The sequence below is a fragment of the Azospirillum sp. genome (genome assembly GCF_035627195.1).
Lineage (GTDB): Bacteria > Pseudomonadota > Alphaproteobacteria > Azospirillales > Azospirillaceae > Azospirillum.
Map to the genome: position 1 here is coordinate 21,585 of NZ_DASPMG010000003.1, position 14,719 is coordinate 36,303.

The 14,719-nt window shown below is 70.8% G+C and carries 14 protein-coding genes; 7 read left to right on the top strand and 7 right to left on the bottom strand.

Annotated features, from left to right (window positions below; genetic code table 11):
- Positions 1–6 precede the first annotated feature (6 nt).
- The 5 genes from VED21_RS00145 to VED21_RS00165 all read right to left on the bottom strand — a co-directional run bounded on the left by VED21_RS00145 (position 7) and on the right by VED21_RS00165 (position 4,905).
- Complete coding sequence (locus VED21_RS00145) at positions 7–1,215, bottom strand: AMIN domain-containing protein (RefSeq protein WP_324880272.1); 1,209 nt, start codon at positions 1,213–1,215, stop codon at positions 7–9.
- A 105-nt stretch (positions 1,216–1,320) separates the two neighbouring features.
- Positions 1,321–2,025, bottom strand: coding sequence for an acylneuraminate cytidylyltransferase family protein (locus VED21_RS00150; RefSeq protein WP_324880273.1), 705 nt, complete (start codon positions 2,023–2,025; stop codon positions 1,321–1,323).
- Positions 2,022–2,684, bottom strand: a complete 663-nt coding sequence (locus tag VED21_RS00155; RefSeq protein WP_324880274.1) for an NTP transferase domain-containing protein — start codon at positions 2,682–2,684, stop codon at positions 2,022–2,024. Before VED21_RS00155 ends, VED21_RS00150 begins: the two co-directional genes overlap by 4 nt.
- Entirely contained in the window at positions 2,684–3,361 is a 678-nt protein-coding gene (locus tag VED21_RS00160; protein WP_324880275.1) for a glycosyltransferase family 2 protein, read from the bottom strand. The genes VED21_RS00155 and VED21_RS00160 overlap by 1 nt, the downstream gene beginning before the upstream one ends.
- Positions 3,362–3,933: 572 nt before the next feature.
- Complete coding sequence (locus VED21_RS00165; RefSeq protein WP_324880276.1) at positions 3,934–4,905, bottom strand: hypothetical protein; 972 nt, start codon at positions 4,903–4,905, stop codon at positions 3,934–3,936.
- A 303-nt stretch (positions 4,906–5,208) separates the two neighbouring features.
- Between VED21_RS00165 and VED21_RS00170 the strand changes: the two genes are divergently transcribed.
- Positions 5,209–6,012 carry a hypothetical protein gene (locus VED21_RS00170; protein ID WP_324880277.1) on the top strand — a complete coding sequence of 268 codons (804 nt, stop codon included), beginning with the start codon at positions 5,209–5,211 and terminating at the stop codon, positions 6,010–6,012.
- 304 nt (positions 6,013–6,316) lie between these two features.
- Here VED21_RS00170 and VED21_RS00175 read toward each other — a convergent pair whose 3' ends face one another.
- Together VED21_RS00175 and VED21_RS00180 are read right to left on the bottom strand one after the other, a co-directional pair.
- Complete coding sequence (locus VED21_RS00175; protein WP_324880278.1) at positions 6,317–6,850, bottom strand: SAF domain-containing protein; 534 nt, start codon at positions 6,848–6,850, stop codon at positions 6,317–6,319.
- A gap of 2 nt (positions 6,851–6,852) precedes the next feature.
- A complete protein-coding gene (locus VED21_RS00180; protein ID WP_324880279.1) occupies positions 6,853–7,767 on the bottom strand; it encodes a shikimate dehydrogenase in 915 nt (304 codons plus the stop codon).
- A 211-nt stretch (positions 7,768–7,978) separates the two neighbouring features.
- On the opposite strand from VED21_RS00180, the gene VED21_RS00185 reads away from it, so the two are divergent.
- Genes VED21_RS00185 through VED21_RS00210 form a run of 6 tightly spaced genes read left to right on the top strand, consistent with a single transcriptional unit; the run spans position 7,979 to position 14,625 of the window.
- Complete coding sequence (locus VED21_RS00185; protein ID WP_324880280.1) at positions 7,979–9,517, top strand: PfkB family carbohydrate kinase; 1,539 nt, start codon at positions 7,979–7,981, stop codon at positions 9,515–9,517.
- 23 nt (positions 9,518–9,540) lie between these two features.
- Positions 9,541–10,173, top strand: coding sequence for an SIS domain-containing protein (locus VED21_RS00190; protein WP_324880281.1), 633 nt, complete (start codon positions 9,541–9,543; stop codon positions 10,171–10,173).
- Positions 10,174–10,196: 23 nt separating this feature from the next.
- Entirely contained in the window at positions 10,197–11,300 is a 1,104-nt protein-coding gene (locus VED21_RS00195) for a DegT/DnrJ/EryC1/StrS family aminotransferase (RefSeq protein ID WP_324880282.1), read from the top strand.
- Entirely contained in the window at positions 11,287–12,420 is a 1,134-nt protein-coding gene (locus VED21_RS00200; RefSeq protein ID WP_324880283.1) for a DegT/DnrJ/EryC1/StrS family aminotransferase, read from the top strand. Before VED21_RS00195 ends, VED21_RS00200 begins: the two co-directional genes overlap by 14 nt.
- Positions 12,417–13,472, top strand: a complete 1,056-nt coding sequence (locus VED21_RS00205; RefSeq protein WP_324880284.1) for a hypothetical protein — start codon at positions 12,417–12,419, stop codon at positions 13,470–13,472. The genes VED21_RS00200 and VED21_RS00205 overlap by 4 nt, the downstream gene beginning before the upstream one ends.
- A gap of 13 nt (positions 13,473–13,485) precedes the next feature.
- Positions 13,486–14,625 (top strand): radical SAM protein, encoded by a 1,140-nt coding sequence (locus VED21_RS00210; RefSeq protein WP_324880285.1) that lies wholly within the window; start codon positions 13,486–13,488, stop codon positions 14,623–14,625.
- The last annotated feature ends 94 nt before the right edge of the window (positions 14,626–14,719 follow it).

Below are 14,719 nucleotides of genomic sequence, written 5' to 3' on the forward strand. Positions count from 1 at the left end.
GATTTTTTAGGGCGCGGCGCGCGCCACGTCGATGACGATGCGGTGGCCGCGCGCCCCTTCCGGCGGGAAGGCGGCGGCCTGCTTGATGCGGATGTCGTCGCGGCCGGTCAGCGTCAGGCGGGTGCCGCCGGGCATGGGGTCGGCGTGGAAGGCGATGGGCGGGGCCGTGCGGACCACGCTGCCCTCCGGCGTCGTCTCCCAGCGGGCGCCGGGCAGCTCGACGATGATGGTCCGCGGGTCCGTCTGCACCATCGACCGGAAGGGCGTGACCGTCGAGACGTCGAGCACCACGCGCGTGGAATCCGGGTGCATGCCGAAGCGGATGCCGGTCACCGACCCGGCGGGCTTCTCGTCGGACGCGGCGGCCGGCGACGGAGGCGCTGGCGGCAGCGCCGCCAGGGTCACGCGGGGTTCCGGCGGCGCGGCGGCGACCGCGGGAGCCGGGGCGGGTGCGGCCGGCAGCGCCAGCACCGTGCCGGGACCGAGCCAGGTGTTGGGCACGCCGGGGTTGGCCTTCTGGATGTCGGCCAGCGGGATCCCCGTCACCTCGGCGACCTTTGCCATGGTGCCGCCGTTGCGGATCACGTAGCGGTCGGCGGTGGGCGGCGCCTTGGGCGCCTCCTGCCGCTGCGCCGCCAGGACAGAGGGCAGGGCCGGCGGCAGCGGGGCGGGCGAGGCGCCGCCGGGTGCCGGGGCCGGTGCCGGTTCGGGGGGCTCCGGCGGGGGCGCCGGGCGACGGCCGGGCAGCGGGGCGGCAACCGGTGGGGCAGGCGGGGCCGCGGCGACCGTGGGGGCGGGCGGCGGCACCGGTGGCCGGGCGGCGGCCGGCGGCGGCGATGGTGTTGGCGAGGGTGCTGGCGAGGGCGGCGATGGCGGTTCGGCCGACGGCGGGTCGATGGCCACGGCCATGGCCGGGCCGGGTCCTTGCGGCAGGCCGGCGGTGCGGCCCTCGTTGCGGCCGTTCAGGCGGAAGTGCTCGTAGCCGGTGGCGAAGTGGCCCTTCCTCACGGCGTCGGCCACGTCCGGGTAGGCGGCGAGGTAGGCGTCCTCCCGCCAGCCGGGCATGGGCTTCAGGTCGTCCCAGATGTCTTCCGCGGTGGGCTTGCCGAAGATCCGCTCCGCGAAGTCGGCGCGCACCCCCATCCAGTGGGCGACGGTGGACGCCCACCAGGGCAGCAGCGCCACCAGGGCCAGGATGACGACGCTCCTCGTCATTGCGGCGCCAACCCCTTGCACGCGTTCCGCAGGATCACGGGAGACCCGCCCCAGATAACACCGCGCGCGGTAAACAAAGCCTCAACGCACCCTCGTGGCCGGTGCTCAGCGCCCGCCGTGCTCCTGAAGGTAGCGGTAGGCCTGGTCGGCCAGCCACAGGTCGAAGGCGTCGTGGATGTCGATGCCGGACTCGGTGCTGCTCACCTCGATGATCTCGACGCGGTCGCCGATGCGGCGCCCCTGCTTGATCAGGGACGCGCGGCTGGCGCAGGCCAGCCCGGTGTCCTCGCGGTAGATCGGCGTGCGGGTCTGGCGCGGCCCGTACACGGCCATCCAGTCGAAGACGCGCTTCAGCTCGCCTTCGGGCGTGCGGAACCAGAAGTTCTTGTGCGTCTTGTAGGCGGCGAAGGCGCTGTCCAGCTCCGGCTTCTCCTTCAGGAGCGTGACGGCGCGGGTGATCCACTCCGGCTTGCGGAAGATGTCGGTGGGCTGGAGGAAGACGACGATGTCGAAGGGACCGTCGATCGCCTCGGCGCGCTCCAGCGCGTCCTTCAGCACCGGCTCGGTCGGGGTCAGGTCCTCGGCCAGGGTCGGCTCGCGCATGAAGGGCGCCCAGGCGCCGGCGGCCACGGCGGCGTCGCGGATCGCCTCGCTGTCGGTGGTGATCAGCACGCGGTCGCACACGCCGGACTGCACGGCGTGCTCCACCGAATGCGCGATCAGCGGCTTGCCGCCGACGGGCAGGACGTTCTTGTTGGGCAGCCCCTTGGAGCCGCCGCGGGCGGGAATGATGGCGAGGACGCGGCTCATGATATCGTGTCTTCCAGGGTTTCGAGTTTGTCGGCGATGACCTGCGCCACCGCGAGGCTGACCGCGTCGCGGATGTCGACGAGGCCCCAGAACTGGTCCACCACCTCGAAGCCGACGGCGTCGCCCAGGCGCCGGCCCTGGCGCAGCAGGTGCGGCCGGGTGGCGAGGCCCAGGCCCACCAGCTCCTGGTAGTAGGTCTGGTCGCGGCGGTCGCCGCCGGGGCCGAGCGCCGTGATCGTGCTGTCCTCGTCCAGGTGCCAGAGGTTGGCCTTGAACTGGCGCACGCAGACGACGCTGTCCAGGTGCGGCCGGGCGCGCAGGTTCGCCGCCGTGCGGCCGACCAGCCCGCGCGGGCGGAAGGGGTGGGTGGGCTCCAGCACCACGACGATCTCGGCGTCGCCGCGCACCTCCTGGAGGGCGGCGAGGAGTGCCGGGACGTAGTCGTGGATGGTGCGGTCGTGCACCACCACGCCGGGCACCGCCGCCGCCGCGGCCTTGGCCGCGTCGCTGTCGGTGGTGACGACGACGGTGGCGTCCGGCATCTCCTCCACCGCGGCGGCCAGCGTGCGCTCCAGGCTGGAGCGGCCGGCGAGCGGGGTCAGCAGCCGGTCGATGGAACCGCCGGCGAGGACGGGGACGAGAACCAGAGGCGCGGCCATCACTTGGAACTCCGGATGATCTCGATGACCTCGGCGACCCGCTTGGCGCGGCCCTCGTCGCGGCCCTGGTGGATGCCGTGGTGGTGGTAGACGCGCATGTGCGGCTCGTAGACGATCTCGTGGCCGGCGTTGATCATGCGCCGGCCCCACTCGCGGTCCTCGACGCCGCGGATCAACTCGTCGAACGGCTCCTTGCGCCAGATCGACTTGCGGATGCCGGAGTTGGCGTTGTGGAAGAAGTAGTCCTTGCGCTGGCGCACCCGCTCCTCGCGGAAGGTCGTCCACAGGTCGCGGCGGTCCATGAACGAGGTCTCGGGCAGCGGCTCCTGCCGGCCGTAGACGCCGCACACGGCGGGGTCGCCGTCCGGCCCCAGGTGGGCCAGCAGGTAGTCGGCCCACAGCTCGTCCACCGGCACGCAGTGGGCGGAGACCAGCGCCACCACCTCGTGGCTGGCCGCCTCGATGCCGACGTTGAGCGCGCGGCCGTAGGTGAAGTCCTCGCGCGTGATGTTCAGCACCGTGACGCCGAACCGCCTGGCGATGGCGACCGTGTCGTCGGTGGATTCATTGTCCACCAGGATGATCTCGATGTCGCGGACGCGCTGGTTCTGCAGGGCGGTGCAGCACCGGCCGATCCAGGTGGCTTCGTTCTTGGAGCGGAGGACGACGCTGATCATGACATACCGAGGGGAAACGGATGCCGATCAACTACCGCATCCGCCCCACCGGTGACAACGGATTCGGAAGGCGCGCCGCCCCGCGGAACCGGGCGGATGCAACGGGATGCAACCGGATGCAACGGATCGGGCAGGGTGTTGCATCGGGGCACCGGCGTCGTTTTCGGGCAAATGTAACCGGATGATACGGGATGATACAGGTTTGATGGGGGTGTCACATTCGGGGACCCGCGTCGTTTTCGGTCAGGCGCTCCACGCCGTCGCCACGGGCGGTGCCGGGCGCGGGCGTCATGGGTACGGGAATTGCCAGATTATCGTCCGTATTCTGGCATGAGATAGGACCATTGTCAATTCTCTATCCCTTCATCTGTGTCCATCTGTGTCCATCTGTGGCAAAATCACAGCCCGCTGGAAAAGAAGCGCAACGGAGAACGGGGGTTTGGCCACAGATGAACACAGATTAACACAGATAAAGATGATATGGATTTATCTTCTATCCATGTGAGTCCGTGTCTCAAATTCTCTTTCTCCGAAGCAGAGCTTCGTCGCAGGCCGGAGTTGGGAGGCCCGCGTCAGGCGGTCACCAGCCAGCCGGGCGGCAGGCGGGTGGGGTCGATGCCGAGCAGGGTGATGCCGGAGCCGTCGGCGAAGTCCAGGCGCGCGCCCTCCGCCACGGCGGCGAGGACCGGGGAGGCGTCGGGCCAGAGCAGCAGGCGGTCGCCGGACAACGGGTCGAAGTCGAGGATGGTGTCGTGGCCGCCCTGCGGGCCGAACAGGAAGGTGTCGGCGCCCAGGCCGCCCGCCAGCACGTCGCCGCCGTGGCCGCCGGCCAGCAGGTCGGCCCCCTGGCCGCCGAACAGCGTGTCGGAATCCCGCCCGCCGAACAGCGCGTCGTCGCCCGGACGGCCGTACAGCGCGTCCGGATCCTCGTTGCCGTACAGCACGTCGGCGAAGGCGCTGCCCTCCAGCACGTCGTAGCCGGGACCGCCGCTGACCGGCAGGCCGTCGCCGGGCGCCGCCATCGCGTGGTCCGGGCCGTACAGCCGCTGCACGGCGGCGACGTCCAACGGCATGGGCCGGTCGGGCAGGGCGCCGCCGTCGGGGGTGTTGTAGGACATGACGGTCAGCGACTGGTCGCCCGCGTCGCCCAGCCGGTGTCCGTGCGGGTGCGACAGGCCCAGCGCGTGCCCGGCCTCGTGCAGGGCCGTCCACAGCGCCTCGCCCGGCGGCATGGCGTTGGGATCCGAGGCGGGGTCGAGGCCGATGAAGCCGTGCACGATCGCCGTGCCTTCCTCGGCCGTCCAGAAGCCGCTCCAGGCCACGGCGTCGGCGGGGGCGTCGACGGCCTTCAGCGTGGTCACTAGGATGTCGGGCTTCGCGCCGGGATCGGCGGGGGCGAAGGACAACCCGCTGGCGAGGTCCCAGCGCTCCAGCGCCGCCTTCACCCACGGGGTCCACTGCGCCACGGCGGGGTCAATACCAAAAGTCAGTGCCGTTTTTTCCCAGGTCCAGCCGTCCGGATAAAGAATATCGGTTTCGTCCATCGGCACCCCATAAGACGACGCCCGCTGCATGCGTGATGCAGCGCTGGTGGCAACCTGCTTTTGTCGGCGTCTTGACTTTCGCTGCGGCGTTTTGGCCGGAGCTGATGGGTGTATTGAACGACAAGAGGGGCGATCCGGTCGCCGTCTCATAAGACGATAATTCGTGTATTTATGTTTGCTACGGGCGAGGGGATGTACAGCGACGGGATAGACCCTTGAGACGCTGCGGCTATCGATGGTAGATCTCGCACGCCTCGCCTTCGGCGCGGAGGAAAGAGCCAGACAGCCAGAGGATTGCGACGGATGCACAGCAAGTTCATCATCACGAACGACAAGGGTGGCGTCGGGAAGAGCACCCTGGCGCAGTTCGTCATCCTGCATCTGTCGCGTCAGGTGCGGCCCATCCGCGCCGTGGAGTACGACCGCCAGCCGAAGTTGCGCCGCTTCTTCGGCGACGGCGTCGTCAGCCATTCGATCGGCCCGGAGTGGGAGAGGCAGTTCGCCGACAGCGCCTCGCTCGCCACCTTCTGGGACCCGCTGGTGAAGTGGTTCCAGGTGGAACGGCCGCTGGTCGTCGACTTCGGCGCGCAGGTCTGGGACTATTTCCGCGCGTGGGGCGAGGCGGCGATGTTCAGCGAGATCGTCGACAGCCGGCGCGTGTGCCTGCTGATCCCGGTGACGGCGGACGCCGAGGCGGTGGTCGCCGCCCAGCGCATCGTCGAATCCTCGGCGGCGATCCTGCCGCACGCGCGGCGCGTCGTGCTGTTCTGCGACAAGGACGGCGAGGTCGACATGCTGAAGGGCCTGCCGGAGTACGAGGCGTTCCGCGCCACGCTGGCCCGCCACGGCGTGGAGGTGCGCCGCATCCCCGTGCTGTCGCGCGAGGGGTACCCGATGCTGGCCGGGCGCGGCTGGCGCTTCGACAAGATCTACACGGCCAAGCCGATCGACGTGGTGCGCGCCACCGGCGCCTCGCTGATGGTGGGCGGGCGCACGATCACCGCCGTGCGCGGTTGGGTGGACGCCATGACCGGGGCGCTGGGGGACGTGCTGGCGCAGCCGCGGGTGGAGGCGGCGGCCGCGGGATCACCGGCGGTGGTGGGTTGAGCAGGGGGAAATCCCTATAGCCCCTCTCCCCTTGCGGGAGAGGGGTTGGGGAGAGGGGGAATTTTAGCCACAGATGCACACAGATAGACACAGATGAAGGCTGATCCGCTGCCGTTCAGCGGCGTAGCGTCGGCATCGGAGAAAATCTGTGTTCATCTGTGTTCATCTGTGGCCCCCAATCGCCGGCCGATGAGTGGCTCGCCGGGAAAGGTGCCGTCCCCCTCTCCCCAAACCCCTCTCCCGCCAGGGGAGAGGGGCTTTCCAGCCCGATCGCCGGGCCGGGGGAGGGGTAAACAGGGGCGCGTCAGCCCACCACGCCGAAATCCAGCGGGGCGCCTTCGGGCAGGTCGTAGAGGGCGGAGCGGCCGATGACGTGGGCCGCGCAGTCGGCCCCGGCGCCTTGCCCGCCCACCTCGTAGGCCACGTCGGCGGCGGACAGGACGACGCCGCGCGGCAGGTCGCGGGCCGCCTTCAGCGTGCGGCGGGTGCGCACCAGCACGTCCAGCCGCGCCAGCGGCGAGGGCATGAACACCAGATCGCCCGGCGGCGGGTTGCGCAGGGCCACTTCGAACGCCGTCAGGTCGGTGCACAGGAAGGCCACCCGCGCGCCGGCGCCCAGCAGGGGCGGGCGGTGCGGCTGGTCATAGGGCACCAGCACGTCGTAGCGGCCGGAGAGCGCCGCGGCGGTGCCCTCGACGGCCTCGTCGAAGCGGTCGGCCCAGCCGGGGACGGCGCGGATGCGCGCGAGGTCGGCGGCGTCCGGGCAGAGCAGGATGGTCCTGGCGGCGGTCTTTGCGGCAGCCTTGGCGGCGGCCTCGGCGGCCGGGGTGCGCATCATGTTCATTTCCCGGCCTCCGCCATCACGCGGCGCAGCGCGTCGCGGCCGGGGGAGCCGGGATAGGCGCCGGGATTGGACTTGTCGAAGGCGATCACCGCCTGGTCCAGGTTCATGCCCAGGCCGTTGGCGGTCTTCAGGCCGCGGGCACGGGCGCGGGCCAGCAGATCCGTCTCCGCCGGCTGGTAGATGATGTCGTAGACCAGGGCGCCGGCCGGCAGCGCGGCCAGCAGCGCGTCGGTGTCGGGGCCCAGCGGGCTGCCGGCCGGGCCGCTGGCGAAGCCGACGGAGGAGCCGTTGACCAGGATATCGATGCCGGCGAGGTCGGCCGCGGTGACCGGGCCGGGCAGCGCCACGACGCCCTTGCCCAGGCGGGCGGCGAGGTCGGCGGCCGTCCGTGGCGTGCGGTTGGCGAGCGCCAGCGCGGCGACCCGGCCGGCGAGGTAGGCGGCCACGGCGCAGCCGGCGCCGCCGGTGCCGACCAGCAGGACGCGCTTGCCCGCCAGCGCGCCGCCGGTGAGGTCCTCCAGCTGCGAAAGCGCGCCGGCCCCGTCGGTGTTGGCGCCGACCAGCGCGTCGCCGTCGCGGTACAACGCGTTGACGGCGCCGATGGCCGCCGCCTCCGGCTCCACGCGGTCGAGGTGGGGGAGGATGGCCTGCTTGTGCGGCATGGTCACCGCGCCGCCGAGGAAGCGGGCGTCGGCCTTCAGCGCCGCCACCAGCGCCGGCAGCCGGTCGAGCGGCACGTCCATCGGCACCATGCGGGCGTCGATCCCGGCGGCGGCGAAGGCGGCGTTCCACAACAGCGGCGAGCGCGCCCCCTTGGACGGGGCCAAACCGAGGATGGCGGCGTAGCGGCCCGTTTCCAGGACGACCGGATTGTCGATCAGGCCGGGGAAGAGCGCGGCGTTCGGCGTCACGGGGCTGTCCATCCGATAGAAAAGGGCACCATCGGGCCGGAAATACCGCGCCCCGGTGGGCGGATCAAGCATACTCTGTGGGCGCATGGCGGCCCTTCCAACGCCGTCGGGCAGCGGAAACGGCCCTGAAACGGCCCCGAAACAGATGAAATTCATCACTTGTTCACCATGCGAAGCCACAATGCGCGGCATCGATTCGGCAGGCGGTGCAATGGGTCCAGAGCAGGAAGCCAAGATCAGGAGCGTCCCCGAACTGGCGGCCGCGGCAGAGAGCCTGCGCGTGGCCGGCCGGCGCGTCGTGCTGGCGCACGGCACCTTCGACCTGCTGCACCTGGGGCACGTCCGCCACCTGGAGGCGGCGCGCAAGGAAGGCGACGCGCTGGTGGTGACCATCACCGCCGACGCCTTCGTCAACAAGGGTCCCGGCCGGCCGGTGTTCAACCAGTTCATCCGGGCGGAGATGCTGGCCTCGCTGGGCTGCGTCGACTTCGTGGGCATCGTCGACGGCGCCACGGCCGAGCCGGCGCTGGAGGCCATCCGGCCGGACGTCTACGTGAAGGGCAGCGACTACGCCAACGCCGAGGACGACGTCACCGGCAAGATCACCTGCGAGCGCAACCTCGTGGAAAGCCATGGCGGGCGGATCGTCTTCACCGACGAGGTGACGTTCAGCTCGTCCGCGCTGATCAACCGGCACCTAGACGTCTACGACCCGCCGCTGCGCGCCTTCCTGAACGAGCACCGCCAGCGCAACGCGCTGGAGCGGCTGAGCGGCGTGATCGAGCGGGCGAGCGGGCTGAAGGTCCTGATGGTGGGCGACACCATCGTGGACGAGTACCAGTACGTCCAGCCCCAGGGCAAATCGCCCAAGGAGAACATGATCGCCACCCGCTTCCACAACGCCGAGCTGTTCGCCGGCGGCGTGGTGGCGGCGGCCAACCACACGGCCAGCTTCTGCCGGGAGGTGGAGGTGCTGTCGCTGCTGGGCGGCGGCGAGGACAGCCACGAGGAGCTGGTGCGGCGCAGCCTGAAGCCCAACGTGCGCTTCTGGAACCTGACGCGGCCCAACGTGCCGACGACGCGCAAGTGCCGCTTCATCGACCAGAGCTACCTGCGCAAGCTGTTCGAGGTCTACCACATGGACGACACGCCGCTGGACGCGGCGGAGGAGGCGGAGTTCATCGCCACGCTGCGCGAGCGGGCGAAGGCGGCCGACCTCGTCATCGTCACCGACTTCGGGCACGGGCTGGTCACGCCGAACGTCATCCGCGCGCTGAGCGAGTGCGCCCCGTTCCTGGCGGTGAACGCGCAGACCAACAGCGCCAACACCGGCTTCAACCTGATCACCCGGTACCCGCGCGCCGACTTCATCTGCATCGACGCGCCGGAGGCCCGCCTCGCCGTCGCCGACAAGCACATCGAGGTGGAACGGCTGGTCAGCGAGCTGCTGCCGGCGCGCATCGACTGCAAGCACCTGATCATCACGAACGGCCGGCACGGCTGCGTCACTTATGGCCCGGACGAGCTGGTGGTGCACATCCCCGCCTTCACCAAGACGGTGGTCGACACGGTGGGAGCGGGCGACGCCTTCTTCGCCGTGACCGCCCCGCTGGTGGCGGCCGGCGCCACCATGGCGGAGGCCGGCTTCGTCGGCAACGTGGCCGGCGCCTTGAAGGTGGGCATCGTCGGCCACCGGCAGTCGGTGGAGAAGGGTGCGGTTCTCAAATACTTGCAGACGCTGCTGAAGTAGCGATGGCTGACGGAGGGCGGACCATGGACGGCGGCAGCCGGCTGCGCGAGGCGGCCGGGCATTTCGAGGCGTACGTCGAGACGCTGGCGCGCCTGTGCCGCACCACCGAGGCGACGGACGGGACCGGTGCCCGCCTGCCGCTGGGGCAGGCCATCGCCTGGGTGCAGCACGCCGCGCGCACCACGCACGCCTGCGGCAACACGGTGATGTTCGTCGGCAACGGCGGCAGTGCCGCCATCGCCAGCCACTGCGCCACCGACTGGGCGCGCACCGCGGGACTGCGCACGCGGACGTTCAGCGACGCGGCGGCGCTCACCTGCTTCGGCAACGACTTCGGGTACGAGGAGGTGTTCGCCCGCCAGGTCGCGCTGCACGCCCGGCCGGGCGACCTGCTGGTGGCGATCAGCAGCTCCGGCCGGTCGATGAACATCCGCAACGCGGCCGAGGCGGCGCGGGCGCAGGGCTGCGCCGTGGCGACGCTGAGCGGCTTCGCGGCGGACAACCCGCTGCGCGGCATGGGCGACCTGAACCTGTACGTGGCGAGCGCGGAGTATGGCTTCGTCGAGCTGGCGCACCAGACGATCTGCCACGCGGTGCTCGACCTGGGCATGGGGTGGCAGCCGGCGGCGGCCACCGCGTCGGCCGTGACGGCGTGAGCGTTCGAACCGGAGTTGCGTCGATGAAGGTCCGCTATTCCTACCTGCCGCAGCAGTTCGCCGAGATCGACGACCTGATGGCGGAGATCCGGCGCTTCGTCGCCACCGGCGACTTCACGCTGGGCAAGCCGGTGGCGGAGTTCGAGGCGCGGTTCGCCGGCCTGATCGGCACGCGGCACGCCATCGGCGTCGGGTCGGGGACGGACGCCATCAAGCTGTCGCTGAAGGCGCTGGGCGTGGGGCACGGGGACGAGGTGATCACCGCCGCCAACACCTTCATCGCCACCGTGGGCGCCATCGCCGAGTTGGGCGCGCGGCCGGTGTTCGTCGACTGCGACGATACCTTCTGCATGGACGTGGGACAGGTGGAGGCGGCGATCACGCCGCGCACCAGGGCCATCGTGCCCGTGCACTTCACCGGCTACATGACCGACATGACGCGGCTGGCGCCCATCGCCGAGGCGCACGGCCTGCCCATCGTCGAGGACGCCTGCCAGGCCATCCTGGCCAGCCAGCAGGGGCGCAACGCCGGCACCTGGGGGCGGGCGGGCGCCTTCTCGCTGCACCCGCTGAAGAACCTGAACGTCTGGGGCGACGCCGGGATCATCGTCACCGACGACGACGAACTGGCGCACCGGCTGCGCCTGCTGCGCAACCACGGCATGCGCAACCGGGACGAGATCGAGATCCTCGGCTGCAACAGCCGGCTGGACAGCTTGCAGGCGGTGGTCGGCAACTGGCTGATCGGGTCGGCGCGCGCCATCTCCGACCAGCGCATCGCGAACGCCGAGTACTTCGACCGGGAGCTGTCGGCGATCCCGCAGATCCGCATCCCGCCGCGGGTGCCGGGCATGCGGCTGGTCTATCACCTGTACATCGTCTTCGCCGAGGACCGCGACGGGCTGCTGCGGCACCTGCTGGACCAGGGCATCGAGGCCAAGGTGCACTACCCGATCCCGCTGTACCGGCAGGACGCGCTCAAGCACCTGGGCTATCCGGACGGCGCCTTCCCGGTGACCGACCGCCACACGCGGGAGATCATCACCTTCCCCACCGACCAGCACATCAGCCGGGCGGAGCAGGACTTCGTCGTCGAGCAGGTCAGGGCGTACTATGAGCGGCGCTGAAGACATCGCCTTGGGGCCCATTCCCTACGTCGACCTCTCCCGCCAGTTCGACGAGGAGCGGGACGAGCTGCTGGCCGTGGTCACCGAGGCGCTGGCGCGCGGCGACTGGGTGGGCGGGGCGGCCGTGGGCGAGCTGGAACGGGCGCTGAGCGAGTTTCACGGCGGGCTGGAGGCGGTGGCGCTCAATTCCGGCACCGACGCGCTGGCGCTGGCGCTCAAGGGGCTGGGCGTCGGGCCGGGGGACGAGGTGATCACGCCGGCCAACTCCTTCTTCGCCTCGACGGCGGCGGTGGTGCAGGCCGGCGCCACGCCGGTGCTGGTGGACGTGCTGCCCGACCAGAACATGGACCCGAAGGCGGCGGAGCGCGCGATCACGCCGCGCACCAGGGCAATCATGCCCGTGCACCTGACCGGGCGCATGGGCGACATGGACGCGCTGATGGCGGTGGCCGAGGCGCACGGGCTGAAGGTGGTGGAGGACGCGGCGCAGTCCATCGGATCGGCCCATCGGGGGCGGCTGGCCGGGACGATCGGCGACGCCGGGTGCTTCTCGGCGCATCCGCTGAAGAACCTGAACGCCTGCGGCGACGCCGGATTCCTGGTGACGCGCGACGCGGAGATGGCGGCGCGGCTGCGCCGGCTGCGCAACCACGGCATGGTGGACCGCAACACGGTGGCGGAGTTCGGCATCGTCTCCCGCCTGGACACGCTGCAGGCGGCGATCCTGCTGATGCGGCTGAAGCGCCTGCCCGGCGTGATCGAGCGGCGGCGGCGCAACGCGCGCCTCTACCGCGATCTGCTGGACCCCGCGCACGTCTTCATGCCGGCGGAGCGGGAGGAGGCGTTCGACACCCACCACACCTTCGTCATCCAGGTGGACCGGCGGGACGAATTGCAGGCGCATCTGGCGGCGCAGGGCATCGGCACCGGCATCCACTACCCCATCCCCATCCACTTGCAGCCGGCGGCGGCGCGCCTGGGCTATCGCGAGGGCGACTTCCCGGCGGTGGAGGCGCAGGCGCGGCGCATCCTGACGCTGCCGGTCAACCAGTTCATGACGCCCGACGACATCGCCCGCGTGGCGCGCGCGGTGAACCGCTTCTTCGGGAGTGCCCGATGACCGAGCCCATCCTCTACGAGGCCGCCGTCGCGGAGTTCGAGGCCGGGCTGCTCGACGCCGTGCGCGGCCATGCGACGTCGCATGGCGCCCTGGAGATGTGGGTGCCCGACGAGGACCCGGTGCGCAGCCTGCTGAACATGGCGGAATCGGCGGAGAGCTGTGGTGCTTCGGAGATCGCCGTGGATGTGCGCCGCGCAACCCTGCCGGCGGACCGCGACGCCGAACTGCTGGCGCTGCTGGCGGAGCTGGGCACGGCGGCGATCGAGCCGGAGGGGGATGGGGTCGTCGTGCGCGTCACCGGCCTGGGGGCCGCGGCGGCGGTGCACGGTGTGCACCCGTCGCTGCGCGAGGGCATCCAGCGGCGCCTGTCGGCGCCGACGCACGAAGGCCCCTTGCCGGAGGCCGCCGGGTGCCTCCGCCTGGGTGCCGTGGAGGGGGACATCGCGCTCTCGATCCTCGTCGATCCGACGGGGCGCACGGTGACGGCGGCGCGGCACGGCGGGGCCGCGAACCCGGTGGAGCGCGCCATCCTCGACGCGCTGTGCGCGGAGATCGAGGGCACGCCGGTGGCCGACGCGGCCGAGCATGGGCTGGTCCGCGTGCTGGGCGCGCTGCACGACCCGGACAAGGGCCGCCCGGTGCCCGGCATCCTGCACCCCGGCAACGCCGACCCGGCCTTCGCCTCGGCGCTGCGCCTGATCCGCGCGCTGCGCGACCGGTACGAGGAGAAGGCGGGCGCGCCGCAAAGCTACAACGAGTTCGACCGGCCGCCCACGGACGCGTGGCGGGCACTGGGCGACGCGGAGCGGCTGGGGCGCGTCACGGCGGCGGTGGCGGCGTTCCCGCCCGGCGCGATGCGCGTGCTGGGCCTGGAGCCGGACCTGCACGGCCACCCCGTGCGCGCCGTCGTCGGCTTCGCCGACGGTATCGCGGCAGCGGAGAAGCCGGGGCTGATGCGCGCGCTGGAACGGCACCTGAAGCGCACCGTGGAGCGCAGCCTGCAAACCCACCACGCCGCGCTGAAGGACCAGAACGCCATCCGGCGGCTGTGAGGATCGACCCACGATGACGAACGCCGCGATGACGAACGCCTTGCCGGAGCACACGCAGCTCATCCTCGACGGCACCAAGATCGCCTGGCACCTGGACCGCGTGCGCGCGTGGGAGCGGGGGGAGCGCGTGGCCCCCATCACCATCGACATGGCGCTGACGCGGGCCTGCAACTATGGCTGCCACTTCTGCTACGCCATGCTGCAGGAGAACGACCGGGGCGTGATCAACCAGCGGGTCATCTACGACTTCCTGGAGGACTGCGCGGACATCGGCGTCAAGGGCATCTCCCTGGTGTCGGACGGCGAGAGCACCATCTCCCCCGTCTTCGTCGACACCGTCGTGCGCGGATCGCAGCTCGGCCTGTCCATGGCGGCGGGGACCAACGGCTTCGTGCTGAACCGGCGCAAGCTGGAGGAGATCCTGCCGCACATGACCTACCTGCGGGTCAACATCTCGGCCGGCGAGCGGCACCGCTATGCCGAGATCATGGGCGTGAAGGAGCACTGGTTCGACCGCGTGGTGGAGAACATCCGCGAGATGGTCGCCATCAAGAAGCGCCTGAACCTCTCCGTCACCATCGGGCTGCAGATGGTGCTGATGCCGCAGTACGCCGACCAGATCCTGCCGCTGGCGCGCCTGGGCAAGGAGCTGCGGCCGGACTATCTGGTGATCAAGCACTGTTCGGACGACGAGGACGGCTCGCTCGGCGTCGATTACAGCGGCTACGAGGCGCTGTACGACCGCCTGCGCGAGGCGGAGGCGCTGTCGGACGAGGGGTACCAGGTCTCCGTCAAGTGGTCGAAGATCCAGGACGGGCACCGCCGCTCCTACCAGCGCTGCTACGGCCCGCCGTTCATCATCCAGCTGTCGGGATCGGGGCTGGTGGCGCCGTGCGGCATGCTGTTCAACGAGCGCTACAAGAAGTTCCACATCGGCAACATCTGCGACACCCGCTTCAAGGACCTGTGGGCATCCGAGCGCTATTGGGAGGTGATGAACCTCCTGGCCGGGCCGGACTTCAACGCGCAGACCATGTGCGGCACGCTGTGCCTGCAGCACAAGGTGAACGAGGTTCTGGACGCCCACCGCAAGGGCCGCCTCGTGCTGGAAACCCCCGCCGGCGCGCCGCCGCAGCATCTGGATTTCATTTGAGGGGTTAGGAAGCCCCTCTCCCGCTCTCAGCGGGTCCAAAGGACCCGCCTGTCGCGTCAGCCGGATCGAAGATCCGGCGAGAGCCAGGGGAGAG